This window comes from Pseudomonas fulva (assembly GCF_023517795.1).
Taxonomy (GTDB): domain Bacteria; phylum Pseudomonadota; class Gammaproteobacteria; order Pseudomonadales; family Pseudomonadaceae; genus Aquipseudomonas; species Aquipseudomonas fulva_D.
Window position 1 is genome coordinate 3634310 of the sequence record NZ_CP082928.1, and the last position, 26073, is coordinate 3660382.

Here is a 26073-nt window from a genome sequence, read left to right on the forward strand (position 1 = left end):
TAGGCGGGCAGTTCTGATGATCCCGTCAAGCAAAGGTGAAAAAAGTGTCAGCTGGCAGGCTGGAGTGTCACCTGAAAGCAGCTGCCGGCCACCGGCAGGCTGTGCACGGTGATCTGCCAGCCCTGGTGGGCGCAGATCCGCTTGACCAGCGACAACCCCAGGCCGAGGCCTTCGCCGCGGGCCTGCTCGCCGCGCACGAACGGGTCGAAGATCTGCTCGTGCTGCTGTTCGGGGATACCCACGCCACTGTCCTCGACACGAAAGCCGTCGGCGAGCAGGGTCAGTTTCACGAAGCCGCTTTCGGTGTAGTGCAGGGCATTGCGCAGCAGGTTGGCCATCACCGTGCGCAGCAGGGTGGGGTTGTAGACGCCCTCGTGCAGCGCCTGTACCTCGACCTGGAAGTCCAGGCCCTTCTCGCGCATCAGCGGCGCCCAGGTCTCCACCTGCTCGTCGGCGATCTGCCCGAGGCTGGCGCTGCCGGCGAACAGGCTCTCGTTGCCCTTGACCCGGGCCAGTTGCAGAAAGGTCTGCACCAGGTCCTGCATTTCCGCGCTGGCCCGTTCGATGCGTTGCACCTGCTTGCGCTGCATTGGCTGCAGGTCGACCTGGGAAAGCAACTCGCAGGAGCTGGCGATGACCATCAGCGGCGTGCGCAGCTCGTGGCTGACGTCGCTGGTGAACAGCCGCTCGCGCTCCAGGGACTGGCGCAGGCGGCCCAGGGTGCTGTCGAAGGCGGCGGCCAGCTGGCCCACTTCGTCGTCCGGGTATTCCGGTGCCAGGGCCGGCGCCAGTGGCAGCAACTGGTCGCGGTGGCGCACCTGGTTGGCCAGCTTGCTGACCGGGCGCATCACCCGCTCGGACATGAACCAGCCCAGCACCAGGGCGCCGAGCACCGACAGCAGAAAGCCCGCCAGCACCACGTTGAACAGCACCTGCTCGCGCTTTTCGAACTCGCTCTGTTCCTGCACCAGCAGGTAGCGGTCGCCGTTGATCAGCTGGGTGAAGATATAGAACGCGCGCTCGCCTTCGAGCTGCTCGCTGAAGCCGACCGGCAGGTCGGCGTAGCGTGGCGGAATGGCGTACTGCGGGTAGTTCGAGGCGAAGAAGCGGGTGCGTGAATCCAGGCGCGGCGCCTGGCCGCTCTTCAGGTCCTGCTGCACCACCACGCCCAGTTCCAGGGCCAGTTCCTCGGACACCAGGTGCTCTTCGATCAGGTGCACGATGGCCACGATGCTCAGGGAAAACACCCCGCTGACCAGGATGGTCATGGTCGCGAAGGCGATCAGGATGCGCCGGCGAAACGGCTGCTTACTTTGCATCGGGGTTCGCCGCCAGGCGGTAGCCCACGCCGTGGACGGTGTGCAGCAGGGGCGCGGCGAAGGGCTTGTCGATGGCCTGGCGCAGCTGGTGGATATGGCTGCGCAGGCTGTCGCTGTCCGGGCAATCGTCGCCCCATAGGGCTTCCTCCAGGGCTTCGCGACGGACCACGGCGGGCGAGCGCTGCATCAGGATGGCCAGCAGCTTCATGCCCAGCGGGTTGAGTTTGATCGGCACGCCGGCACGGGTCACGCTGAGCATGTCCAGGTCATAGGCCAGGTCGGCGACTTCCAGCAGGCGCCGGCGGTTGCCCTGGGAGCGGCGCAGGATGGCTTCGATGCGCGCCACCAGCTCGGACAGCGCGAAGGGCTTGATCAGGTAGTCGTCGGCGCCGGCGCTCAGGCCCTGCAGGCGATCCTCCAGGGCATCGCGGGCGGTGAGCATGAGGATCGGGATGCTGCTGCGCGCCTCCTCACGCAGGCGTCGGCACAGCTGGTAGCCGTCCAGGCCGGGCAGCATGATGTCCAGCACGATCAGGTCGTAATGCCCCTGGGTGGCCAGGTGCAGGCCACTCAAACCGTCCTGGGCGCAATCGGCCGTGTACCCCTTGAGCTGCAGGTAATCGAGGATATTGGCCAGGATGTCGCGGTTGTCTTCGATCACCAGTATGCGCATGCAACGTTCTCTTCACGGGGATTGACGCTTTTTTCACACGGCCATGACGAAGCCCTCACGGGGGCGACACGAGACTGCGCTCGTTCATCCAGCCAGGATCATACGATGCCACAGCTTCGCTACGCCCAACTACGTTACCTGTCGATCGTTCTGTGTGCCTGGGCGAGCGTGTTCCTGCTCACCCGCGGCGCGTTGCTGCTGGCCCACTGGCACGATGCCGGTGCCGGCGGCGCCGAGATCCTGCGCATCTTCGCGGTAGGGCTGGTCTACGACGCGACCTTTCTGCTGTATGCCGCGCTGCCGCTGGCGCTCTACCTGCTGCTCTGCCCGCACCGGCTGTGGCGCCACCGCGGTCATCGCGCCTTCCTGCACCTGCTGCTCGGCATCAGCCTGTTCGTGATGCTGTTTACCGCCACCGCCGAATGGCTGTTCTGGGACGAGTTCGGCGTGCGCTTCAACTTTATCGCCGTGGACTACCTGGTGTACTCGGAGGAGGTGATCAACAACATCCTCGAGTCGTACCCGGTGTATCCGCTGATCGCCGCACTGGCGCTGATGGCGGTGTTCCTGACGCTGGCCATGGCGCGCCCGCTCAACCGGGCACTGGCCGCGCCGCTGCTGCCGCACAAGGCAGCGCTCGGCGCCTGGAGCCTGGTGCTGGCCGGTGCCCTGCTGGCGACCCTGGCGGTCAACCAGAACTTCCCCCGCGGGCTGGGTGGCAATGCCTACCAGAACGAGCTGGCCAGCAATGGCCCGTTCCAGTTCTTCGCCGCCTTTCGCAACAACGAGCTGGACTACATGAAGTTCTACGCCACGCTGCCGGATCGGCAGGTCGGCTCGCTGCTGCGCCGGGAGGTGGCCGAAAGCAACACGCGGTTCGTCAACGACGACCCCGAGGACATTCGCCGGGTGGTCGACAACCCGGGCCCGGAGCAGCGCCACAATGTGGTGCTGGTTACCGTCGAAAGCCTCAGCGCACGCTACCTGGGCGCCTTCGGCGATCCCCGTGGCCTGACACCCAACCTCGATGCGCTGAGCAAGCAGAGCCTGTTCTTCAGCAACCTGTACGCCACCGGCACGCGCACCGACCGCGGCCTGGAGGCGGTCACCCTGTCGATGCCGCCGACGCCGGGACGCTCGATCGTCAAACGCATCGGCCGCGAGTCCGGGTATGCCAGCCTCGGCCAGCAGTTCCGGGACAAGGGCTACGACAGCGTATTTCTCTACGGCGGGCGCGGTTACTTCGACAACATGAACGCCTTCTTTGGTGGCAACGGCTACCGGATCGTCGACCAGAGCAGTGTCGCCAGCACGGACATGACCTTCCAGAACGCCTGGGGCATGTGCGACGAGGATCTGTATGCGCAGACCCTGCGCGTGGCCGACGCCGATCATGCCGCCGGCAAGCCGTTCTTCCTGCAACTGATGACCACCTCCAACCACCGCCCGTACACCTACCCGGATGGGCGCATAGACATCCCCTCCGGCAGCGGCCGCGAAGGCGCGTTGAAGTACACCGACTACGCCATTGGCCGCTTCCTGGCCGAGGCGAAAGGCAAGCCCTGGTTCGCCAACACCCTGTTCGTGTTCGTCGCCGACCACACCGCCGGCAGCGCCGGCAAGGAAGACCTGCCGGTGGCCAACTACCACATTCCGCTGTTCATCTACGGCCCTGGCATCGTCACGCCGGCCGAGGTCACCCGGCTTACCAGCCAGATCGATATCGCGCCGACCCTGCTGGGGCTGATGGGCTTCGATTACACCTCGACCTTCTTCGGCCACGACGTGCTGCGCGGCGACGCGCCGCCCGGCCGTGCGCTGATCGGCAACTACCAGCATCTGGGCCTGTTCGATGGTCAGGACCTGGCGATTCTCAGCCCCAAACGCGCCATGCGCCGTCACGACGATGCCCTGGGCATCAGCCGTGAACAGGCCGCGGCCAAGAGTGACCAGCTGGTGGCGCGCGATATCGCCTACTACCAGGGCGCCAGCCATGACTTCACCCAGGGCCTGCTGAGCTGGCAGCCGGGCCGGTCGGCCGCTGTGGCCAGCCATCCATGAAGCCGGTTGTCGAGGAGCACGCCATGCACACGAGCTTTTCACCACTGCCGTCGCGCCCGTTCGACTTCCGGCTGTGGTTGGGTATACCGCTGGGCCTGATGGCCCTGTTGCTGGTGCTCGACCCCAAGCCGCTGGACTTCGCCCTGGCCGAAATGCTCTACGACCCGGTCACAGGGTTTGTCGGCGGGCGCAGTGCCTGGCTGGAAAACGTGCTGCACGACCAGGTCAAGATCCTGGTCATCTGCCTGGGCGTGGCCTGCATCGCCGCCTTTCTGGTCAGCCTGCTGCCGCTAAGGCTGCGAGGCTGGCGCCGCGAGCTGGGCTACCTGGTGCTGGCGCTGGGGCTGTCGACCAGCATCGTGCCGCCGCTCAAGACGCTCACCGCCGTGCAGTGCCCGTGGAGCCTCACCCAGTTCGGCGGCCATGAAGCCTTCAGCCCGCTGATCGGCGAGCGCCCGGTTACCGACAAGCCCGGGCGCTGCTGGCCAGGCGGCCATGCATCCACCGGCTTTGCGTTGCTGGCGCTGTATTTCGCCCTGCGTGACCGGCGCCCACGCCTGGCCCGTTGGGCGTTGGGTTTCGCCCTGACGCTGGGCTGCGTGCTGTCGCTCGGGCGGATGATGCAGGGTGCGCATTTTCTCTCCCATAACCTGTGGACGCTGCTGCTCGACTGGGTGACCGCCGTGCTCGGTTACCGCGTGCTGCTGTACCGCCGTGCGCCACAGCCGGCCTTGCCGTTGTCGGCCATGGGCCAGGAGCGACCGGCATGAAGACGATGACCTTGCGCGTTCTGCTGCTCGCGCTGTTGTTCGGTGCGCCTTGCATGCCTGCCTGGAGCGCCATGCAAGGCGCTGCCACCGAGGCGCAGTGGGCCACACCGGTGGACAGAGCCTTCAACCTCTACCGCATGCAGCCCGGTCTGTATCGCAGCGCGCTGCCCACTGCCGTTCAGCAGGGTGAGCTGCAGGGCCTGAAGATCGCCACGGTGATCAACTTCTATCAGCGCAGCGATGCCGAGTGGTTGAGCGACTCGTCCATTCGCCAGATCCACCAGCCCTTGCATGCCGATCGCGTCGATGACGCCGATGTGCTGCAGGCCCTGCGCAGCATCCGCCAGGCGCAGGCGCTTGGCCCGGTGCTGATTCACTGCAAGCACGGGCAGAACCGCACCGGCCTGATCGCGGCCATGTACCGCATCGTCTACCAGGGCTGGAGCAAGCAGCAGGCGCTTGCCGAAATGCGTGGCGCCGGCTTCGGCGGCCAGGAGCGCTTCGAGGATGCCGAGCGCTATGTGCGCGAGGTCGATCTGGCGCGCTTCCACCAGGCCCTGGCCAGTGGCGCCTGCAGCACCAGCCCCTGGGCCTACTGCGCATTGCGCGACAAGTTGCTCGACGCCCTCAACGAGTAGCGAGGTGATCACCATGGCCAAAAGAGCCCTGCTTTTCCTGACGATGCTGCTGCCGCTGCTGGGCGGTTGTCAGAGTACACGCGACTACCTGCTCGCCCAGGGCTATCCGCCGGCCTTCGCCTCGGGCTACGCCGATGGGTGCGCCAGCGGCGACAGCGCGGCCAAGGCGCTCGGTGCGTTTCGCAAGAACGTGCCGCAGTACCTGGCCGACAAGCAGTACGCCACCGGCTGGGATGATGGCTTCCAGCAATGCCAGGCCAGCGCCAACGCCGATATCGAGCGGCGCCTGCAGCCGGAGAACGATCGGGACCGTGATTGGCGCCACCAGGTCGACCAGGACATGGCCAAGGCCATGAGCCGTTCGCTGAAGCGCAGCTGAGTCGGTCGATTCGCGGTGCAGCGGCGCCTTTAAAAAGTCATCTGGACAGGGCACATTGAGGGGCCCGACCGTCGAGAACCCTGCATGGCCCATGCCCCACGTGACGACCGCAGTCCCTGGTCGATCTTCCTGATCTTTCTACGCCTGGGGCTCACCTCGTTCGGCGGCCCGGTCGCCCATCTCGGCTACTTTCGCCAGGCGTTCGTCACTCGCCGGGGGTGGCTGAGCGAGGCGGCCTATGCGGAGCTGATCGCCATCGCCCAGTTCATGCCTGGGGCGGCGAGCAGCAAGGTGGGCATGGCGATCGGGCTGTCCCAGGCTGGCTACCGTGGCGCACTGGCCGCATGGCTCGGCTTCACCCTGCCGTCGGCCCTGTTGCTGATGGCGTTCGCCTACGGTCTGGTCGCCAAGGGTGATGCCCTGGCCTCCGGTGCCTTGCAGGGCCTGAAGATCGTCGCCGCCGCCATCGTCGCCCAGGCGGTGTGGGGCATGGCCCGTGCGCTGTGCCCGGATACCCCACGGCGGGTACTGATGCTGGTGGCGGCGGCCGTCGCGCTGCTGGTGCCGGGCGCCATCGGGCAGTTGGCGGTGATCATCGGCGCAGGCCTGGTTGGTATCGCACTGCTCAAGTCGAAGACGCCGGCCGTTGCCGATTCGCTGCCCATCGCTATAAGTCGAAGGGCCGGCACGCTCTGGCTGGCGCTCTTTGCGCTGCTGCTGGCTGGCCTGCCACTGCTGGCTCAGCTGCTGAACAGTCCGTTGCTGAGTATGCTCGAGGTGTTCTACCGAACCGGCGCCCTGGTATTCGGCGGTGGCCACGTGATGCTGCCGCTGCTGCAGGCCGAGGTGGTGCCCAGCGGCCTGCTGGGCAACGACCTGTTCCTGGCCGGTTACGGCGCTACCCAGGCGGTGCCGGGCCCGCTGTTTACCTTCGCGGCCTTCCTCGGCACGGCCATGGCCGGCTGGCTGGGCGGCCTGCTGTGTCTGCTGGCGATCTTCGCGCCATCGTTTCTGCTGCTGGTCGGTGTGCTGCCATTCTGGGCGAGATTGCGCACTTGGCCGCGCCTGCAGGCGGCGATGGCGGGGGTGAATGCCGGGGTGGTCGGTTTGCTGCTGGCCACGCTCTACCAGCCGGTAGGCACGGGCGCCGTCGGCAACCTGCTGGACTTCGCTCTGGTGCTGCTCGCCCTGCTGGCGCTGATGGCCGGCAAGCTGCCGCCGTGGTTGGTGGTGCTGGCTGGTGCGCTTGTCGGCCTGCTCGTACTGTGACGGTCTCTACCATCGGCAGGGACGACGAGCATGGCTTTCGATTGGCACGGCGGCACCATCACCCGCGATACGCCGGTGAGCAGCAATTACCGCAACACCCAGAACGTGCGCCGCTTCATGAGCGCGCAGTGTGGCACCGGCTTTCGCTTCGACCGGCCGCTCATGGCCTGGATTCGCAGCGGCGCGCCGCGCACCATGGGCGATGTGGTCGACGAATGGACACGCCGTAACGGCGCTGTCCAGGCCTGAGAACCTTTTCATAACCTTTCCGCCCAGGTTGGCAGCTAAGTGGCGGGAGCGGCCATTTGCAGGCCGTAGGGTGGATGACGCCTTTCTCATCCACCATTGCGATCCTGAGGTGGTGGACGGGTGAAGCGTCGTCCACCCTACGAAAGGCCGCTTCTGCCTTGTAGTTGCTGCTTGATGCGCATAAAGATCGTGAACAGGCTCTGAGACCGGCTTCTAGTCGCTGCCGTGGCGCAGGCGTTCCACCAGCGGCGGCAGCTCGCTCATGCGCCCGATCAGGTGCTGAACGCCCAGTTGGCGCAGGGCTTCGCCATGCTCGGGCGGAATATGGCTGGCGCCGAGAAAGCCGATCACCTGCATGCCTGCGGTCAGCGCCGCCGTGGCGCCGGTGATGCTGTCCTCGACCACCAGGCAGCGGCTCGGGTCGACGCCGGCGCGTTCGGCGGCCAGCAGGTAGAGGTCCGGTGCCGGCTTGGGCCGTTCGACCTGATCGGCGCTGAAGGCCCCGATGTTGACCCGCTCGACCAGCTCGCAGCGCTGCAGGGCGAAGGCCAGCGCATCGGCGTAGCTGTTGGAGGCCACGGCCAGCGGCAGGTCGATCTGCAGCAGCGCTTCACGCACGCCGTCGATCGGCTTTACCTGCTCGCGGATCAGCGCCTTGGTGATGGCGCGGTTCTTCTCCAGAAAGCCCTCGGGCAACGGCTTGCCGAAATGCGCCTCGGCGCGGGCCATGATGTCGCGGGTCTGCAAACCGAAGGTGCCGGCCAGTACCACGTCCAGTTCGTGGGCCGGGTAGTGTTCGGCCAGGGCGGCATGCAGATGGCGCTCGGCGATGATCTCGCTGTCGATCAAGACGCCGTCGCAGTCGCAGATCAGCAGTTCGATGGGCGGTTTCGGCGGCATGGCAGGCTGTCTCCTGTAAAAGCGGGAGGGCCTGTGTAACACAGAAACCCGTTCAGTTCGAACCGCTCGCCACGGCTTCGGCCGGCCGTTGCAGCAGCAACAGGGGCAAGCCGGCGGCCAGGATCGCCAGGCCCAGCAAGGCGCCGACCCCTGCATACAGGGTGCTCGACCAGAACAGCCCCAGGCAACTGGCTGCGAACACCAGCGGCAGCAGTGGGTAAAGCGGCACGCTGAACGGTCGGCCGCGGGTGGGCTGCAGGCGGCGCAGACGCAGCAGCGACAGGGCGGTCAGGCACATGAACAGCCAGAACACCGGCGCGGTGTAGGCGACCATGCTCTGCACGCCGTTTTCGCTCAACGCGCCGAACAACAACAGTGGCAGGGTAATCAGGCACTGCACCAGCAGCGCCCGCACCGGCGTGGCGGCGCGGTCGTTCCAGGCGCCGAGCATCGCCAGCTGCGGCACGTCGCGGCCCAGGGCGTAATAGACCCGCGAGCCGGTGAGGATGGTGGCGTTGAGGGTGCTGATCGCGGTGATGCAGATCAGCGCGCTGAGCAGCACGCCGCCCCAGGGGCCGGCGACGATGGTCATCAGGTCGGCGCCGATGGCGCTGGACTGGCGCAGGCCCTCGAGGCCGAAGATGTCGAGGAACACCAGGTTGGCCAGCAGGTACACGCCGGTCACCACCAGGGTGCCGAACAGCAGCACGCGACTCATGTTGCGGCCCGGGTTGCGCAGCTCGCCGGACAGGTACGCGGCCTCGTTCCAGCCGCCGTAGGTGAGCAGCACGAACACCATGCCCATGCCGAGCATGCCGGCCAGGTTACCGCCGCCGTCGACCGCCGCCGGCGCTACCTCGGTTAGCGGTTCGGCCAGCAGCAGGCCGGCGACCACCACCGTGAGCAGCGCCAGCAGGGTGATGCCGGTGAACAGCACCTGCAGGCGCTTGGATTCATGGGTGCCAAGGATGTTCAGGGCGGTCAGCGCCAGCACCACCAGGGTGGCGTGCCAGGCGCTGCCGTATTCGCCGAGCGGCAACAGGCGCTGGGCATAGTCGCCGTAGATGAAGGCCACCACGGCGATCGCCCCGGTCTGGATCACCGTGCCCCTGGCCCAGGCGAACAGCAGGCTGACCTGCCGGCCCCAGGCCAGGTTGAGGTAATGGTATTCGCCGCCGCGATCCGGGTAGCTGGCGCCCAGTTCGGCGTAGCACAGCGCGCCGACCAGCATCACCAGGCCGCCGGCCAGCCACAGGCCGATATACACGAAGGCGTTGTCGGCGTGGTGGGCCACCAGGGGCGGGAAGCCGAAGATGCCGACGCCGATCACCACGCCGACCAGCATGGCGACGCCGTCGAGCACCGACAGGCCGGGTTGTCGTGCCGCTGCGCGTGCGCTCATGGCTTAGCTCCGCCGTGCGCGCCAACCGGTTACCGCGCCTTCGGCGGAAATCGGTTCGATGCGATCACCCTCGACCTGGCCGACGTACAGCTGGCCGTCGACCTCGAAGCGCACTTCGGTGCCGTTCAGACGCCCGCGCAGGCGCTCCTGATGCCCGGTGGTGCCGCTGATTTCCTGGAAGCGCTGCTCGAGGTCGACGGTGAAGGTTTCGCCCTCGCGCTCGACCGTCCAGTTGCCGGCGATCCTGGCCGGTACGATCCACAGGTAGATGCGCGCGCCCTCGACGATATCGCTGCGATCCGGTTCCCAGTCCTCCATGCTGAAGGCGTGGGACACCACCCGGGTGCCGGGTCGCAGGGTGTCGAGGATCACCGGGCGCAGGCGCATGTTGACGGTATTGAGCAGGTACATGGTCAGCACGTCGGCATCGGCGATGTCCTTCTTGAACAGGTCGCCCTGCTCGAACACCACCTTGTCGGCGACGCCGGCCCGCTCGGCGTTGGCCTCGGCTTCCTCGATGCGCAGCGGGTTCAGGTCGATGCCGTAGGCGGCCTTGGCGCCGCGATCCTTGACCGCCGCGATGGCGATGCGGCCATCGCCGGAGCCCAGGTCTATCACGTAGTCGTCGGGACCGACGTCGGCCATCTCCAGCATGCGCGCCACCACCGGTTCCGGTGTCGGTACGTAGGGTACGTCGAGGGCGATGGTCTGGGCCTGGGCGGCGGACTGCAGCAGGCCGAACAGGGCCAGGGCAGAGGCGCACAGGGAAAGGGGGCGAACGGCTGCGGTTGTCATCGGCGGATACCTCTCAGCGGAGTCGGCAGGGGAAGGGAACGATTTTCCGACCGGAGCCTAAGCGCCAGGGTTCGACCTGTGGAACCCGGCCTGCCGGCCGGCCGCCGGAAAATCGCCCCGCAGCCCAACGGGTACGGCGCCTGCCGGGTGTGTTACCTCATGTGAAACCATTGCCTTGGTCGCGCCGAGAAGGCATGGTGGCGGCATTTTTCAGCCACGGGATCGAGCTGCGCATGCGCCTTCTGCACACCTCCGACTGGCACCTGGGCCAGCACTTCATGGGCAAGACGCGCCAGGCCGAGCACCAGGCGTTCTGCGCCTGGCTGATCGAGCAGGTGCGCGAGCACGGGGTGCAGGCAGTGCTGGTCGCCGGGGATATCTTCGACACCGGCTCGCCGCCCAGCTATGCCCGTGAGCAGTACAACCATTTCGTGGTGGCGCTGCGCGAAACCGGCTGCCAGCTGGTGGTGCTCGGCGGCAACCATGATTCGGTGGCCATGCTCGGCGAGAGCCGCACCCTGCTGGCGCAGCTCGGCACCCGGGTGATTCCCGGCGTCGGCGCCCACCTGCACGAACAGTTGCTGGTGCTCGACGGCGCCGATGGCGCGCCGGCGGCGCTGCTCTGCGCCATCCCCTTCATCCGCCCGCGCGATGTGCTGCGCAGCGAAGCGGGGCAGAGTGCGGCGGACAAGCAACTGTCTTTGCAGCAAGCCATTCACGCCCATTACCAGGCGCTGTACGAGCTGGCCCTGGCGCGGCGCGGCGAACTCGGCGCGGCTCTGCCGATCATCGCCACCGGCCACCTGACCACCGTGGGCGCCAGCGCCAGCGAGTCGGTGCGCGAGATCTACGTCGGCGCGCTGGAGGCCTTTCCGACCTCGTCCTTCCCGGCGGTCGACTACATCGCCCTGGGGCATATCCATCGGCCGCAGAAGGTCGCCGGCCTGGAGCATATCCGCTACAGCGGCTCGCCGATCCCGCTGAGCTTCGACGAAGCCCGCCAGCAGAAGGAAGTGCTGCTGGTCGACCTGGACGAGGCAGGCCTGCGTGAGGTGCGCGCCTTGCCGGTGCCGCGCCTGCAGGCCCTGCAGTCGCTGCGTGGCTCGTTGAAGACGCTGCCGACGGCGCTGGCCGAGGCGGCGCGCGAAGGCAACGCCGAGCGCCCGGTATGGCTGGAAGTGCAGGTCGAGCTGGACGATTACCTGAGCGATTTGCCGGTGCGCATCGCCGCGCTGTGCGACGGCCTGCCGGTGGAGGTACTGCGCATTCGTCGCGCCCGTGGCAACGCGGTCGCCAGCCTGCAGGGCGAGCAGGGCACGCTCGACGAACTGACCCCCGAGCAGGTGTTCGAGCAGCGCCTGGCCAGCGAAACCCTGGAGCCCGAGCAGCGGCAGCGCCTGCAGGGGCTTTACGGCAAGGTGCTGGCTGAACTGCGCGACGATCCTGCCTGATTCAGACTAGTTTTATGATCTTTCAGCCCAGGTTCGTCTATTTTGGCAGCTAAGTGGCGCAAGCGATCATTTGCAGTGGTGGGCTAAAGCCCACCCTACCGATAGTGCCAGCCTCGTAGGGTGGGCTTCAGCCCACCGATGTGAGCAGGTTTGAAATCGCAGCACGAAAGGCCGCTTCTGCCTTGCAGCTGCCGCTTCACGCGCATAGAAGGTCATGAGCAGGCTCTCAGGCCCTGAAGAAACTCACCCGCTCGATCAGCCGGCGTGCCAGCGACGACAGTTCCTCGCTGGCAGCGGACACCTGGGTGGAGCCCGCGGTGGTTTCCACCGTGCTGGCGTGAATGCGGCTGATGTTCTGGTTGACGTCTTCGGCCACCAGGCTCTGCTGCTGAGCGGCGCTGGCGATCTGCGCGTTCATGTCCTTGATCGCGCCGACCTCCTGGCGAATCCGGCCCAGGGCCTGCTCGGTCTCGGCGGTCTGCGCGACCGTCTTGCGGGCCATCTCGCTGCTGGTCTGCATGATCTGCGCGGCGCTGCTGGCGCCGGCCTGCAGTTGCTCGATCATGCCGCTGATTTCCCGGGTCGAGGTCTGCGTGCGATTGGCCAGGGAGCGCACCTCGTCGGCCACCACGGCAAAACCGCGGCCATGCTCGCCGGCCCGGGCCGCCTCGATGGCGGCATTGAGCGCCAGCAGATTGGTCTGGTCGGCAATCGAGGTGATCACCGCGATGATGGTCTCGATGTTGCTGCTGTCGCGGGCCAGTTGCTCGACCCGCTCGGCGGCCGCGTCGAGCACCCTGGCCAGTTCCTGAATCGCCTGGCCGCCCTGGGTGACCAATTGGCTGCCGGTCTCCACTTCGCCGTCGGCGTTGCGGGTGGCCGAGGCCGCGGTGTCGGCATAGCCGGCCACTTCGTTGACCGTGGCCGCCATCTGGTTGATCGCCGCGGCCATCTGCTCGGCTTCTTCGGACTGCGCCTGCAACTGCCGGTTGTTGCTGGCCGACGTGGCGCGCAGCTGGTCGGCGGACAGGTTCAGCTCGCTAGCGGCGCTGCGCACCTGGCTGATGGTGTCGCCGAGGCGTGCACTCATGTCCTTCACCGCGCCCATCACGCTGTGCGGGTAGCGGGTGTCGATGCGCTGGTCGAGGGCGCCGCCGGCCAGGCGCTGGATGACCTCGGCCACCTGGTGCGGTTCGGCGCCGAGGGTCGAGCGCAGGCGGCGGATGATCAGCAGCGAGACGATCACGCTGAGCAGGATCGCCACGCTGGTGACCGCCACGATCAGCAGGCCGAAGCTGCCCGCGGTTGCACGCACGCCATCCAGGCTGCTGGTGATGTCCTTCTCCTGCAGGTCGATAAAGGCGTTGATGTCCTTGAGCCATTGCGTGTAAAGGGCTGCCACCTCCCGCGACAGCAGCGCCTGGGCGCCCTCGATGTCACCCCTCTGGCGCTGCTCGATCAGCCGTTGGGTCAGTTCGCGGGCGCTGCGCTCGATGGTCTTGATCTGGCCGAGCTGGCGTTGCTCCTCGGCACTCGAACCGGCAGCGGCAACCAGCCTGTCGAGCGGCGCGGCCGATTGCTGGTAGAAGCCGTCGAGGCGTTCGATGTTGCGCAGCTGGACGTCCATCGCCGCCGGGTCGCGGGCCAGCACCAGGTCACGGATGGCGATGGCGCGGTCATGCACGCTGCCGCGAAAGTTGATCGCGTAGCGTTGCTTGAGGCTGGCGCCCTCGTTGACCTCGCTGAGGCTGCTGTCGATCACCTGCACACGCTGGATTCCAACCAGGGCGACCAGAATCATCAGCGATAATACCAGCCCGAAGCCCATGGCCAGGCGCTGGGCGATCGTTAACGGTTGCGACATTTTTCGAGGTACCTATGGAGGGGAGAGGCCACAGGTTCGCTCGCAACGCAGTGATTGCAGGAAAGGTTGGCCTGAGGGCGCTGAGGCTATTGGTTCCGTGGCGGAAATCAAGCGCTTTGTGCTGGCTGATTGATGCTATAGCGTGCCGCTATGGCGTGTGATTTCGCCGTTTGCCGCCGGCACCTGTCAAGGGCGCCGGTTCTGCTCCTGCGCCCGACTCCGGGGAAGCGGGCGCGAGGGCGGCACTCAGATACGGAACTGCCCGAGCAGGCGACCGAGTTGCTCGGCCAGTTGCTTGAGGTGCTGGCTGGCCGCGCTGGATTGCTCGGCCGACTCGGCGGCGCTGTGGGCCAGCGCCGCGGTATGGGTGACGTTCTGGTTGATGTCGTCGACCACATGGGACTGCTGCAGCGTGGCGCTGGCGATCGAGGCATTGAGGCCAGTCAGGTTGCGCAGCGACTGGGCGATCTGCGCCAGGCTCTCGCCGGCCTGGCTGGCCTGCTCGACCGTCAGGCGCGAGGCCTGGCTGCTGTCGCCGATGGCTTTCACCGCAGCCTGGGAATTGCCCTGCAGGCGCTCGATCATGCCCTGGATCTCCGCCGTGGATTTCTGCGTGCGCTGGGCCAGCAGGCGTACCTCGTCGGCGACCACGGCAAAGCCGCGGCCCTGTTCGCCGGCACGGGCGGCTTCGATGGCGGCGTTGAGCGCCAGCAGGTTGGTCTGCTCGGCGATCGAGCGGATCACCTCCAGCACGCCACCGATCTGCGTGCTTTCGCTGGCCAGCGATTCGATCACCGCCACGGCCTTGTCGATGGTGGCGGACAACTGGTCGATCTGCTGCAGGCTGGCATCGATATTGTGCTGGCCCTGGCGCGCCTGTTCTTCGGCGGTGTGCACTTCGCTGGAAGCGTGCTCGGCGTTCTTGGCCACATCCTGCACGCCGTAGGTGACTTCGTTGACCGCGGTGGCGACCAGCTCCATCTGCTGGGCCTGTTGCTGGCTGTGCTGCTGCGCGGCGCTGGAAATGTCGCCGAGCGAGGAAGCGGCCTGGTCGAGGGAGGCGGCGGAGTCGAGCAGTTGGCGGATCACCTGGCGCATCTTGCCGGTGAAGGCGTTGAAGTGCCCGGCCAGGGCGGCCAGCTCATCGCGGCCCTGGTCGTCGAGCCTGTGGGTCAGGTCGCCCTCGCCACTGGCGATATTGGCCATGGCGGTGACCGCCTGCTGCAGGGGCACGGCGATGCTGCGTGAAATCATCACCACCAGGGCGATCAGCAGCAGGGTGGCCGGTACACCGATGGCCAGCGCCTTCAACGCCTGGGACCTGAACTCGGCCTGCACATCGTCGACGTACACGCCCGAACCGATGATCCAGCCCCAGGGCTGGAACAGCTCGACGTAGGAAATCTTCGGCACCGGCTCGCTGGCGCCCGGCTTGGGCCAGCGGTAGTCGATCGGCCCGGCGCCCTGACTTCTGGTGAGTGCCACCATGTCGTTGAACAGCGCCTTGCCGTCCGGGTCCTTGATGCTGGACAGGTTCTGCCCCTCGAGCTTGGCATTGGTCGGGTGCATGATCATGGTCGGCGTCTGGTCGTTGATCCAGAAGTACTCCTGACCACCGTAGCGCAGGTTGCGGATCACCTCGATCGCCTGCTTCTGCGCCTGCTCGCGGCTCAGCGTGCCGCTGGCCTCCAGGCCCTGGTAGTGCTTGAGAATGCCCACGGCGGTCTGCACCACGTGCTGGGTCTTTTCGGCCTTGCCGGCATACAGGCCAAGGCTGATCTGATTGAGCATGTAGGCGCCGAGCAGCACCAGCATCAGCACCGGCATCGCGATGATGAGCCACAGACGACGATTAATCGGCAAGCGACGCAAGCTGTTCATGGGGGCATTTCCTGATCTTGTTGTTCTTGTAAGGGCAGCCGGTGCGAGCCGGCAGCCGTTTTGCACCTGATAGCACTTCACTGGCTCGGCGTAAATCGAAAAGATGCGGGCACGGTTTTTTTACCGTCGAAATGGCTGAAAGCCCCTGTTTACGGGGTTTTCAGGTCGTCGGACATCAGTCGAGCGGTGGCGCCGACCCAGCCCGCCACACGCCTGGGCGAGGCGAGGCGAGGCGAGGCGGCAGGCGCGCATCCTGCCGCAAAGGCGGGGCGGGGAAAGGTCAGCAGATATCGATCTGGTAGCGAAAGTTGGCCGCTGCCGCGCGCGACAGGCGGTACTCCAGCGGGCTGCGGTCGTAACCCAGGGCCGTGCGTTCGATCACCACGATGGGGTCGCCCTCGCCAATGGCCAGGGTGTCGGCCATTGGCCCGTCGGCGCAGCCCACGGTCAGGGTTTCCCGGGCCGAGGCGATGCACTGGCCGCACTGCTTCTCGTAGAAGGGGTAGAGCAGGTCGCCGAAGGTGTCCGAGTCGATATCCAGCAGCACGATGAAACGCGAAGCGGGCAGCCAGATCTCCTCGTGGAACAGGGTGCGGTCTTTGATCACCCGCAGGCGCTCCATGCGCAGCACCTGCTCGCCGGCTTTCAGGGCGAGCGCCTTGGCGATCTCCCTGGAGGGCTTTTGCAGGGCCTTGGAAAGAATCCGGCTGGTGGGGATTTCCCGGTCGCCGCTGGCATCCACCTGGCGAAAGAAGCGCGCCAGCGAGGCGTCGAAATTCGGCCGCCGCACGAAGGTGCCACGGCCCTGGCTGCGCAGCAGCAACCCTTCGTTCACCAGGGTATCCACTGCTTTGCGCACCGTGCCGATGGCCACGCCGTAAAGCTTGGTCAGCTCTGCTTCGGTGGGGATGGGCGCGCCGGGCGACCACTCGCCAGCGGCGATCTTGGCGAGCATTTCCTCACGCAATCGTTGGTACAGCGGCAGGCGTTGGTCGTATCCGAGGGTCATCGCGTCTGGTGGTCCGGTTGCAACAGGCTGGCGCCACTCTACCACCGGCTGATCGATTGACAGAATGGCTGAAGCAAATATATGGTCAACTATTCATATATATGAATGTATGTCGTGATAACAAGGGCCAGCCCTGCTGCCGGCCTTCACAACAATCGATCAGGTACGCCCAATGAGCACCTTCAGCCCTGCCATCACCGGCATCGACACCCACGCGCATATCTTTCGCCAGGATCTGCCGATGGTCGCCAACCGCCGTTACAGCCCGCACTACGACGCCTTGGTCGAGCAATACCTTGCCCATCTGGACGCCCATGGCCTGTCCCATGGCGTGTTGATCCAGCCGAGTTTTCTCGGCACCGACAACGGCTTTATGGTCGAGGCGTTACGCCTGCACCCGGAGCGCCTGCGCGGCGTGGCGGTGGTCGACGTGGCGATCACCGATGCCGAGCTGGACGCGCTCGCGGCAGCCGGCGTAGTGGGCATTCGCCTGAACCTGATCGGCAAGGAGTTGCAGGACTACACCGGCGCCGCCTGGAGCGCCTTGTTCGAGCGCCTGGCCCGTCGTGGCTGGCAGGTGGAAATCCAGCGGGGCATCGATGACCTAGCGCAGATCGTGCCGGCCATCGTTGCCGCGGGCGTCAAGGTGGTCATTGACCATTTCGGCCTGCCCGCTGGTGGTATCGATGCGCACAACCCCGACCACCAGGCATTTCTGCAATTGCTCGGCGATTCGCGGGTGTGGCTGAAGCTGTCGGCGGCCTACCGCAGCAACACCGACCCGGTGCAGTGCGCCGCGGTGCTGGCGCAGGTGCGTGCAGCGGCCGGCGGTATCGAGCGTTTCCTGTGGGGCAGCGATTGGCCCAACACCCAGTTCGAAGATCGGACAGACTATGCCGAGCAGTTCGAATTGATCGAGGCGCTGTTGCCGGATGCGGCCGAGCGTCATCAGGTCCTGGTCGCCAACCCGGCGCGCCTTTTCGGTTTTCCCGGCAGCCGCTGATCCCATTCGAACAACAACAGGAAATCTCTCACCATGATGAGCATCATCGTCGTCGCGGCCATCGTCGTCGCGGTCGCCCTCGGCTACAAGACCAAGATCAACATCGGCCTGTTCGCCATTGCCTTCGCCTACCTGATCGGCTGTTTCGGCATGGGCCTGAGCCCGTCCGACGTCATCAACATGTGGCCACTGAAGATCTTCTTCATCATCTTCTCGGTGTGCCTGTTCTACAGCTTCGCCACGGTCAACGGTACCCTGGAAAAGCTCGCCGAGCACCTGATCTACCACTGCCGCAAGGTGCCGCAGTTGCTGCCCTTCGCGGTGTTCTTCACGGCCACGGTGATCGCCGCGATGGGCGCGGGCTATTACACCGTGCTGGCGTTCATGGCGCCGATCACCCTGCTGCTCTGCCAGCGCACCGGCATGAGCCTGATCGTCGGCGGCATGGCGGTGAACTATGGCGCCCTGAGCGGTGCCAACTTCATGTCCAGCCAGAGCGGCATCATCTTTCGCGGCCTGATGACCAACGTGGGGATCAGCGACAACGATGCCTTCATCAATGCCTTCGGGATCTTCGTCAGCACCCTGATCATTCCCCTGCTGGTGATCTCGGCGTTCGTGTTCCTGACCCGCGAAGGCCGTGCGATGAAGACCGCCGTGTTCGATGCCGGCGAGCCGACGGCGCTGAACCGTGAGCAGAAAATCACCCTGTGGCTGACCCTGGCGATGATGGCCATCGTGCTGGCTGCGCCCATTGCCCATATCGCGCTGCCCGACAACGGCACCATCGGCTTCATCAATTCGAAGATGGATATCGGCCTGATCGCCAGCATCTTCTCGGTCATCGCCCTGCTGCTGAAACTGGGCGACGAACGCAAGGCCATGGCCTCGGTACCCTGGGGCACGCTGATCATGATCTGCGGCGTCGGCATGCTGATCTCGGTAGCGATCAAGGCCGGCACCATCGACGTATTGGCGTCGTGGATCGGCGGCAGCATTCCACCGGTTCTGGTGCCCGTGGTGTTCGGCATGGTGGCGGCGTTCATGTCGCTGTTCTCCAGTACCCTGGGCGTGGTGACGCCAGCGCTGTTTCCCATGGTGTTGCCGATCGCGCAGTCGCTGGGCCTGGAGCCGATGGTGCTGTTCATCGCCATCGTGGTCGGCGCTCAGGCCACGTCGATATCGCCGTTCTCCTCGGGTGGCAGCCTGATCCTCGGCTCCTGCACCTCGGAGCAGAGCCGCACCGCGCTGTTCCCGCAACTGCTGTTCAAGGCCGCGCCCATCGGCTTCGTGGCCGCGCTGGTGTTCAACGTGGTGCTGACGTTCGTCTACTGAGGCGAACATCGGCAAAAAAAACCGCAGCCAGGCTGCGGTTTTTTATGGCCTCTGCGTAGCCCGGGTTGAGCGAAGCGATACCCGGGAACCCGATTATTTGGGCTGCAGCTCCAGCAACCGGCCGCCGCTGCCGTCTTCCAGCAGCCACAAGCTGCCATCCGGACCTTGCTCCACTTCGCGGATGCGCGCGCCCATGTCGTAGCGCTCGGCCTCGCGGGCGTTGTCGCCGTCGAAGGCGACGCGCACAAGCGCCTGGGAGGACAGCCCGCCGATCAGCCCGGCGCCGTTCCAGCCGGGAAAATGCTCACCCTGGTAGATGACGAAGCCTGCTGGCGAGATGACCGGGGTCCAGGTGATCTTCGGTGCCGCGAATTCCGGCCGGGTGTCGTGGTCCGGGATCGGCTTGCCGCCGTAGTGATCACCGTTGGAGACCTCGGGATAACCGTAGTTTTCGCCGCGCACGATCAGGTTCAGCTCGTCGCCGCCGGCCGGGCCCATCTCGTGTACCCACAGCTTGTCGTTGGCGTCGAAGGCGATGCCGAGCATGTTGCGATGGCCCAGCGACCACACCTGCGCGGCCACGCCGCCCTGGTCGGCGAACGGGTTGTCGCCCGGCAGGCTGCCGTCATCGTTGAGGCGCACCAGCTTGCCGAGGTTGGCCTTCATGTCCTGGGCCGGGGTGAACTTCTGCCGCTCGCTGGAGGTGATCCACAGCTTGCCGTCCGGGCCGAAGGCCAGGCGATGTCCATAGTGGCCGCTGCCGCTGACTTTCGGCGTCTGCTGCCAGATCACGCTCAGCTCGGTCAGGGCGCCGCCGCCATCGTCATTGAGTTGCAGCTTGGCGCGGGCGACCGCAGCGCCGCGGGTGTCGCCCTCACCGGCTTCGGCATAGCTGATATACACGTAGTGATTGTTGGCGAAGTCCGGGTGCAGGATCACGTCGCCAAAGCCGCCCTGGCCGCCGTAGGCGACTTCCGGCACGCCGGCGATATCGCTGGCTTTACCGCTCTTCGGGTCGACATGCTTGAGTACGCCGCGCTTCTCGGTGACCAGCAGCGTGCCGTCGGGCAGGAAGGTCATGGCCCAGGGCTCGTCGAGGGTGGCACGTGGCTCGGCAGTGAATGGCCACTGTGCCTGGGGCAGGGCCTCCGCCGCCTGGGCGCCGAGACTGGCGAGACCGAGTGCGATACCACCGAGCAAAAGATGAACGGGACGGGTCATGGCGAATCTCTCCTGATAAGCGAACCTCACACGTTACCCGCGCGACGCAGATGTAACAGGACGTATTTGTTACCACCCGCGTCAACGACTGCGTTCGGCAAGGCCCCGCCAGCCGGCAACAATGCCACAATAGCCACCTGCTACCGTTTCGAGCCCAGCCCAGCCGTCATGAAAATCCTCAGCCTGCGCCTGAAGAACCTCAACTCGCTCAAGGGCGAGTGGAAGATCGATTTCACCGCCGAGCCGTTCGCCAGCAATGGCCTGTTCGCCATCACCGGGCCGACCGGGGCGGGCAAGACCACGCTGCTCGACGCCATCTGCCTGGCCCTGTATCACCGCACCCCGCGCATGGACAAGGTCGGTGGCGAGAACGAGCTGATGACCCGACACACAGCCGAGTGCCTGGCCGAGGTCGAGTTTGCGGTGAAGGGCCAGGGTTACCGGGCGTTCTGGAGCCAGCGTCGTGCGCGGGACAAGGCCGATGGTGCGCTGCAGGGCGCCAAGGCCGAGCTGGCGCGGCTAGACGGCGAGATCATCACCGACAAGCTCAGCGAAAAGCCAAAGGAGGTGGAGCGCCTCACCGGCCTGGATTTCGGCCGCTTCACCAAGTCGATGCTGCTGGCCCAGGGCGGTTTCGCGGCTTTCCTCGAAGCCTCCGCCAACCAGCGCGCCGAGCTGCTCGAAGAGCTGACCGGCACCGATATCTACGGGCTGATTTCCCAGCGGGTGTTCGAGCAGACCCGTGAGGTGAAGACCGCACTCGACCAGCTGCGCGCGCGCGCCGAGGGCGTCGAGTTGCTCGATGACGGGCAGCGCCAGGCGCTCGCCGACGAGGCGGCGCAGTTGGCCGTCGAGGAGGGCGCGACGCAGGCCGCCTGTACCGAAGCCGGTCGGCAGCGCCAATGGCTGACCGACCTGGCGCGTGCCGACGCGCAGGTCACCGCGGCGGCGGCTCAGGTCGAGGCGGCCACCTTGGCCGAGCAGGATGCCGCTGGCGAGCTGAAGCGCTTGCGTGACAGCGAGCCTGCGCAGCGCCTGCAGCCGGCTTATCAGGCCCGGCGTGAGGCCGCCCGAGTACTGGCTGCCTGTGAAGAGGAACAGCGCGCCCATCGACAGCAACTCGCCGAAGCCCAAGCGCGGCTGCGCGACCACCTGCACCAGGCCGCCAGGGCCAGCGCGGCAGTCTCCCTGGAACAGCACCAGGCTTTGCAGCGGCTGGAGGAGGAGTGTCGCGCCCTCGATGCGCAGTTGCAGGCTTCGGCCGACCAGGAGCGGCTGAGCGCCCAGCTCAGCGGCTGGCAGCGCGCCTTCGAGGTGCGCGATCAGGCCCGGCAGGCAATCGCCGGGTTGCAGGCCAGGCGGCAGGCGGGCGCCGACCAGCTCCAGCAGTTCGAACTCGACCTGAGCCGCCTCGCGCAGTCGCTGCAGGCCGTGGCCCAGGCCAAGGTCGATGCCGAGCAGCGGGTCGCCGAGGTGCAGGGGCGCTGGCAAACCGCGCTGGCCGGGCGCAGCGAGAGCGACTGGCGCACCCACTGGCAGCAGGTGCATGCCCGCGGCAGCGCGCTGGAGCAACTGGCGCAGCTGGCCGAACGGCGCGCGCAACTCACCCAGCAACTGCAGCGCGTTACCGCCAACCTCGCTAAGCAGCTGCAAGGCCTGGGCGAGCGTGAAGCGCAGCGTACGGCCCTGCGCGAGCGCTACCGCGAAGTCAAACAGCGGCTGAGCGATCAGGACAAACTGCTCGAGCAGGAGCAGCGTATCCAGGCCCTGGAGGCCTACCGTGCCCAGCTGCAGGCCGATGAGCCATGCCCGCTGTGCGGCGCCATCGAGCACCCGGCCATCGCCGCCTACCAGGCGTTGGACGTGTCGGCCACGCAGCGTGAGCGCGACGACGCGCGGCAGACCCTCGAGGCCTTGACCGAGCAGGGCCAGAGCCTCGGCAATCAGGTCGCCACGCTGCAGGCCCAGGTGACGCAGAGCCGTGAGCAGGAGCAGGACCTGCAGCGCCAGCTCGACGCGCTGACCGCTGCCTGGCAGCGCCAGGGCGAGGTCCTCGAGCCATTGCCCGAAGGCGAGGCGGCGCTGGCCGCTGCGCAGACGCGGCAGATTGCCGAGCGCGTCGAGGTCGACGCGACCTTGAAGCAGCTCGACAACCTGAAGCAGGAGCTCGAACGCGCACGCCAGGACGCCACGATCGGCAGCCAGAAACACGCGGCGGCCCAGCAGCAACTGGGCGCCGTCGAACGTGATCGCGACCGTGCCCTGGCGGCGCAACAGGCGCTGGACGAACAGCTGGCGGCGCAGCGTGCGCATCAGCAGCAGATCGAGGCCGAGCTGACGGCGCAGCTGGCCGCCTTTGGCCATGCCTTACCCGAGGACGGCGCGAGCTGGCTGGCGGCGCGGCAGGCCGATGTCGAGCATTGGCAGGGGGCGGTGCAGCGGCGTCAGGCACTGGCGCAGCAGCAACCGGCATTGCTGCACCAGGCCGGTGAGGCCGACAAGCAGGCGCAGCAGTGGCAAGGGCGGTGGCAGGAGGCGGGCGGTGAGCCGATCGTCGCCCAACTGCTCGACGGGGCGGCAGCGCAGCTCGAATCCGCCGAGGCCGGGTGGCAGAGCGCCGAGCGCCGTTGCCTGGAGCTGCGCATCACCCTGGACGGCTGTGCGCAGCGCCAGGTTGGCCTGCGCGAGGCAGAGCAGACTGCCACGGCGTACTGGCAGGCGGCGCTGGCGGCCAGCCCGTTCAGCGATGAAGGCGAGTTTCTCGGCGCCTCTCTCGATGACCAACAGCGCGAGCAGTTGCAGGCGCTCAAGCAGCGCCTGGAAAAGGCCCAGACCGAAGCCCGGGCGTTGCATGCGGCCGCTCAGGCGCAACTGGACGCACTGCGTGCCGAGCCGCAGACCGAACACAGCGCCGAGTATCTGGATGAACAGCTGCAGAGCCTGCAGGCGACCCTGAAGCAACTCGGCCAGCGCCAGGGGGAGATTCGCGGGCAACTGCAGGGCGATGATCAGCGCCGGCTCAACCAGCAGGCGCTGTTCGAGGCCATCGCCCGGCAGCAGGGCGAGTACGACAGCTGGCAGCAGCTCAACAGCCTGATCGGTTCGGCCGATGGCGCCAAGTACCGGCGCTTCGCCCAAGGGCTGACCCTCGGCCACCTGGTGCACCTGGCCAACGGTCAGTTGCAGCGCTTGCACGGTCGTTACCAACTGGCGCGCAAATCCCTCGGCGAGCTGGAACTGGAGGTGGTCGACACCTGGCAGGGCGACGTGGCCCGCGACACCCGAACCCTGTCCGGCGGGGAAAGTTTTCTGGTCAGCCTGGCCCTGGCCCTGGCGCTGTCCGATCTGGTCAGCCACAAGACGCGCATCGACTCGCTGTTTCTCGACGAAGGCTTCGGCACCCTGGATGGCGAAACCCTGGAAGTGGCCCTCGATGCCCTCGACAACCTCAACGCCAGCGGCAAGATGATCGGCGTGATCAGCCACGTCGAGGCGCTCAAGGAGCGGGTCGCCGTGCAGCTCAAGGTCAATAAAGGTGTAGGTATGGGTTACAGCACGCTGGAGAAACGCTATGCAGTTTAGAGTTCTTATTCTTTGTCTGTTAGTTGCTGGCGCAGCCCGCGCCGAAGACGTGCAGAAAGACCATGGCCTGCAGGCGATGGACGAGCGCGGCTGCGTGCTTGGCAATGCCGGCATGCAGGCGCCGACCCTGACGTTGATGGCGGCGGCCTACAGCGAGTCCGAGGCGCGCAAGGGGATGGCGCTGGCGCAGATGAAACAGGCGCTGGAGGCCGGCTGCCCGGTCGACGAGCCGGACCAGATGGGGCTGTCCGCCCTCAATGGTGCCATCCTCTACAACGAGCCGGTGTTGGTGAAGCTGCTGCTCGAACAGGGCGCCAACCCGAAGCGCAAGATCGTCAGCCCGAAGACCATGCTCAACGGCCTCGACTCCTTCGCCTTTCTCGATCTGCTCGACAAGCGCGACGGCAAGCGTGACCGCAAGGCCATCGGCAACCTGCTGAAGGCGGCGCGCTAGGGGCTGTTGCCGCTTCACCCCAGCGTTTCGCTTGTGCCGCTGGCGGCGTTTACCGCCGGTTGCACATTCAGCGCGGAACCATGTGGCGGGTAGGGCTATCTGTTGTAGGGAATTTTCATCGCCCCGGTCAGGGGCGGCGTGCAGACTCCTTATCGATTCCGGGATGCCCATGCATAGACGTAACCTTCTCAAAGCCTCCATGATGCTGGCCGCCGCCAGTGGCCTGCCGGCCAGCCTGTTCAGCCTGCACAGCTTCGCCAAGACCGCTGACGGCGAAGCCGAGCCCTTCGATTTCAAGCAACTGCAGGCTCGCGCCAAGCGCATGGCCGGCAGGGCTTACCAAAGTACCGCCGAGGTGTTGCCAGAGACCCTCGCCAAGTTGACGCCCCAGCAGTTCAACGCCATCCAGTACGACCCGGCCCACTCGCTGTGGAACGAACTGGACGGCCAGCTGGATGTGCAGTTCTTCCACGTTGGCATGGGCTTTCGCCAGCCGGTGCGCATGCACGCCGTCGACCCGAAGAGCCGCCAGGCCCGTGAGGTGCATTTCCGCCCCGACCTGTTCGAGTACGGCAAGAGTGGCGTGGATGTATCGCAGCTCAAGGGCGACCTGGGCTTCGCCGGCCTCAAGGTGTTCAAGCAGCCGAATATCGCCAAGTACGACATCGTCTCTTTCCTCGGTGCCAGCTATTTCCGTGCGGTGGACAACACCGGCCAGTACGGCCTGTCGGCCCGGGGCCTGGCGATCGACACCTTTACCGATACCCCGGAAGAGTTCCCCGACTTCACCGAGTTCTGGTTCGAGACGCCGGACAAGGATGCGACCCGCTTCGTGCTCTACGCCTTGCTCGACTCGCCGAGCGCCACCGGCGCTTTCCGCTTCGATATCGACTGCCAGGAAAAGCAGGTGGTGATGGATATCGATGCCCATATCAACGCCCGCAAGACCATCAAGCAGCTGGGCATCTCGCCGATGACCAGCATGTTCTCCTGCGGCGGCCATGAGCGGCGCATGTGCGATTTCATCGCCACGGCGATCCATGACAGCGATCGCCTGTCCATGTGGCGCGGCAACGGCGAGTGGGTCTGCCGGCCGCTGAACAACCCGGAAAAACTGCAGTTCAACGCCTTCGCCGACACCAACCCGAAGGGCTTTGGCCTGGTGCAGTTCGACCATGACTTCAAGTCCTACCAGGACACCGTGGTCTGGTACAGCCGCCGTCCGAGCCTGTGGGTCGAGCCGACCACCCAGTGGGGCGAGGGCAGCATCGACCTGCTGGAGATTCCCACCACCGGCGAAACCATGGACAACATCGTCTGCTTCTGGAACCCCAAGCAGCCGATCGAGCCCGGCACCTCGCTGAACTTCGGCTACAAGCTGTACTGGGCCGCGCTGCCGCCGGTGAAACCGACCCTGGCCCAGGTGCATGCCACCCGTTCCGGCATGGGTGGCTTCACCCTCGGCTGGGCGCCGGGCGAGCATTGGCCGAAGGTCTGGGCACGGCGCTTCGCCATCGATTTCGCGGGCGGCCCGCTGGCCAAGATGGATGCCAAGGCCCAGGTCGAGGTGGTGGTCGAGGCGTCCCACGGCGAGGCCAAGGATTTCAGCATCCTGGCCCTGTACCCGGAGGTGGAAGGCTTCCGCGCACAGTTCGACTGGTTCCCCACCAGCGACAGCGTCGAACCGGTGAACATGCGCGCCTACCTGCGCCGCGTGGACAACAAGGAAGTGCTCAGCGAGACCTGGCTGTACCAGTACTTCCCGCCGGCGCCGGCCGAGCGCCGCTACCCTGACTGGAAGAGCGATTCCTGACCGCC

Annotated in this window: 21 protein-coding genes and 2 pseudogenes; 12 read left to right on the forward strand and 11 right to left on the reverse strand. The window is 66.3% G+C overall.

Going from position 1 to position 26073, the window contains the following annotated elements:
• Nucleotides 1-47 precede the first annotated feature (47 nt).
• Complete coding sequence (locus tag K8U54_RS16600) at nt 48-1319, reverse strand: sensor histidine kinase (RefSeq protein WP_249906845.1); 1272 nt, start codon at nt 1317-1319, stop codon at nt 48-50.
• Nucleotides 1309-1992 carry a response regulator transcription factor gene (locus tag K8U54_RS16605; RefSeq protein ID WP_070888013.1) on the reverse strand — a complete coding sequence of 228 codons (684 nt, stop codon included), beginning with the start codon at nt 1990-1992 and terminating at the stop codon, nt 1309-1311. Before K8U54_RS16605 ends, K8U54_RS16600 begins: the two co-directional genes overlap by 11 nt.
• A gap of 105 nt (nt 1993-2097) precedes the next feature.
• Between K8U54_RS16605 and K8U54_RS16610 the strand changes: the two genes are divergently transcribed.
• The 6 genes from K8U54_RS16610 to K8U54_RS16635 all read left to right on the forward strand — a co-directional run bounded on the left by K8U54_RS16610 (nt 2098) and on the right by K8U54_RS16635 (nt 7358).
• Nucleotides 2098-4053, forward strand: coding sequence for an LTA synthase family protein (locus tag K8U54_RS16610; protein WP_249906846.1), 1956 nt, complete (start codon nt 2098-2100; stop codon nt 4051-4053).
• Nucleotides 4054-4076: 23 nt separating this feature from the next.
• Nucleotides 4077-4823 carry a phosphatase PAP2 family protein gene (locus K8U54_RS16615; RefSeq protein WP_249906847.1) on the forward strand — a complete coding sequence of 249 codons (747 nt, stop codon included), beginning with the start codon at nt 4077-4079 and terminating at the stop codon, nt 4821-4823.
• On the forward strand, nt 4820-5461 hold the full coding sequence (locus tag K8U54_RS16620; protein WP_249906848.1) for a dual specificity protein phosphatase family protein: 642 nt from the start codon (nt 4820-4822) through the stop codon (nt 5459-5461). The genes K8U54_RS16615 and K8U54_RS16620 overlap by 4 nt, the downstream gene beginning before the upstream one ends.
• 13 nt (nt 5462-5474) lie before the next feature.
• Entirely contained in the window at nt 5475-5840 is a 366-nt protein-coding gene (locus K8U54_RS16625; RefSeq protein ID WP_249906849.1) for a hypothetical protein, read from the forward strand.
• A gap of 84 nt (nt 5841-5924) precedes the next feature.
• Nucleotides 5925-7109: a chromate efflux transporter gene (chrA, locus tag K8U54_RS16630; RefSeq protein ID WP_249906850.1), complete on the forward strand. Its 1185-nt coding sequence runs from the start codon at nt 5925-5927 to the stop codon at nt 7107-7109.
• A gap of 30 nt (nt 7110-7139) precedes the next feature.
• Nucleotides 7140-7358, forward strand: coding sequence for a DUF6434 domain-containing protein (locus K8U54_RS16635; RefSeq protein WP_249906851.1), 219 nt, complete (start codon nt 7140-7142; stop codon nt 7356-7358).
• 213 nt (nt 7359-7571) lie between these two features.
• On the opposite strand, the gene K8U54_RS16640 is transcribed toward K8U54_RS16635, so the two are convergent.
• From K8U54_RS16640 to K8U54_RS16650, 3 genes are read right to left on the reverse strand one after another with little or no spacing between them, the layout of a single operon-like run.
• Nucleotides 7572-8258 carry an HAD family hydrolase gene (locus K8U54_RS16640; RefSeq protein WP_249906852.1) on the reverse strand — a complete coding sequence of 229 codons (687 nt, stop codon included), beginning with the start codon at nt 8256-8258 and terminating at the stop codon, nt 7572-7574.
• 52 nt (nt 8259-8310) lie between these two features.
• Complete coding sequence (locus tag K8U54_RS16645) at nt 8311-9660, reverse strand: APC family permease (protein ID WP_249906853.1); 1350 nt, start codon at nt 9658-9660, stop codon at nt 8311-8313.
• Between the two features lie 3 nt (nt 9661-9663).
• A complete protein-coding gene (locus K8U54_RS16650) occupies nt 9664-10455 on the reverse strand; it encodes a 50S ribosomal protein L11 methyltransferase (RefSeq protein WP_249906854.1) in 792 nt (263 codons plus the stop codon).
• Nucleotides 10456-10688: 233 nt separating this feature from the next.
• Between K8U54_RS16650 and sbcD the strand changes: the two genes are divergently transcribed.
• A complete protein-coding gene (sbcD, locus tag K8U54_RS16655; RefSeq protein ID WP_249906855.1) occupies nt 10689-11906 on the forward strand; it encodes an exonuclease subunit SbcD in 1218 nt (405 codons plus the stop codon).
• A gap of 226 nt (nt 11907-12132) precedes the next feature.
• Here sbcD and K8U54_RS25370 read toward each other — a convergent pair whose 3' ends face one another.
• From K8U54_RS25370 to K8U54_RS16670, 5 genes and pseudogenes are all read right to left on the reverse strand, one after another.
• Entirely contained in the window at nt 12133-13014 is an 882-nt protein-coding gene (locus K8U54_RS25370; RefSeq protein ID WP_434060030.1) for a methyl-accepting chemotaxis protein, read from the reverse strand.
• A 291-nt stretch (nt 13015-13305) separates the two neighbouring features.
• Nucleotides 13306-13770: pseudogene (locus tag K8U54_RS25375) on the reverse strand (MCP four helix bundle domain-containing protein); the annotation flags it as partial.
• A gap of 246 nt (nt 13771-14016) precedes the next feature.
• On the reverse strand, nt 14017-14868 hold the full coding sequence (locus tag K8U54_RS25380) for a methyl-accepting chemotaxis protein (protein WP_434060031.1): 852 nt from the start codon (nt 14866-14868) through the stop codon (nt 14017-14019).
• 54 nt (nt 14869-14922) lie between these two features.
• Nucleotides 14923-15651: pseudogene (locus K8U54_RS25385) on the reverse strand (cache domain-containing protein); the annotation flags it as partial.
• Between the two features lie 280 nt (nt 15652-15931).
• A complete protein-coding gene (locus K8U54_RS16670; RefSeq protein WP_249906858.1) occupies nt 15932-16660 on the reverse strand; it encodes a GntR family transcriptional regulator in 729 nt (242 codons plus the stop codon).
• Nucleotides 16661-16832: 172 nt separating this feature from the next.
• Between K8U54_RS16670 and K8U54_RS16675 the strand changes: the two genes are divergently transcribed.
• Together K8U54_RS16675 and K8U54_RS16680 are read left to right on the forward strand one after the other, a co-directional pair.
• The gene (locus K8U54_RS16675; RefSeq protein ID WP_249906859.1) at nt 16833-17663 is read left to right on the forward strand and encodes an amidohydrolase family protein; all 831 of its coding nucleotides are present in this window, start codon (nt 16833-16835) and stop codon (nt 17661-17663) included.
• Between the two features lie 33 nt (nt 17664-17696).
• The gene (locus K8U54_RS16680) at nt 17697-18998 is read left to right on the forward strand and encodes an SLC13 family permease (protein ID WP_249906860.1); all 1302 of its coding nucleotides are present in this window, start codon (nt 17697-17699) and stop codon (nt 18996-18998) included.
• Between the two features lie 93 nt (nt 18999-19091).
• Here the strand turns inward: K8U54_RS16680 and K8U54_RS16685 are convergent, their stop codons facing one another.
• The gene (locus K8U54_RS16685; protein WP_249906861.1) at nt 19092-20219 is read right to left on the reverse strand and encodes a PQQ-dependent sugar dehydrogenase; all 1128 of its coding nucleotides are present in this window, start codon (nt 20217-20219) and stop codon (nt 19092-19094) included.
• Nucleotides 20220-20387: 168 nt separating this feature from the next.
• On the opposite strand from K8U54_RS16685, the gene K8U54_RS16690 reads away from it, so the two are divergent.
• The 3 genes from K8U54_RS16690 to K8U54_RS16700 all read left to right on the forward strand — a co-directional run bounded on the left by K8U54_RS16690 (nt 20388) and on the right by K8U54_RS16700 (nt 26068).
• Nucleotides 20388-23801 (forward strand): AAA family ATPase, encoded by a 3414-nt coding sequence (locus tag K8U54_RS16690; protein ID WP_249906862.1) that lies wholly within the window; start codon nt 20388-20390, stop codon nt 23799-23801.
• 49 nt (nt 23802-23850) lie between these two features.
• Nucleotides 23851-24255: a hypothetical protein gene (locus K8U54_RS16695; protein ID WP_249906863.1), complete on the forward strand. Its 405-nt coding sequence runs from the start codon at nt 23851-23853 to the stop codon at nt 24253-24255.
• Between the two features lie 169 nt (nt 24256-24424).
• Complete coding sequence (locus K8U54_RS16700; RefSeq protein WP_249906864.1) at nt 24425-26068, forward strand: glucan biosynthesis protein D; 1644 nt, start codon at nt 24425-24427, stop codon at nt 26066-26068.
• Nucleotides 26069-26073 lie beyond the last annotated feature (5 nt).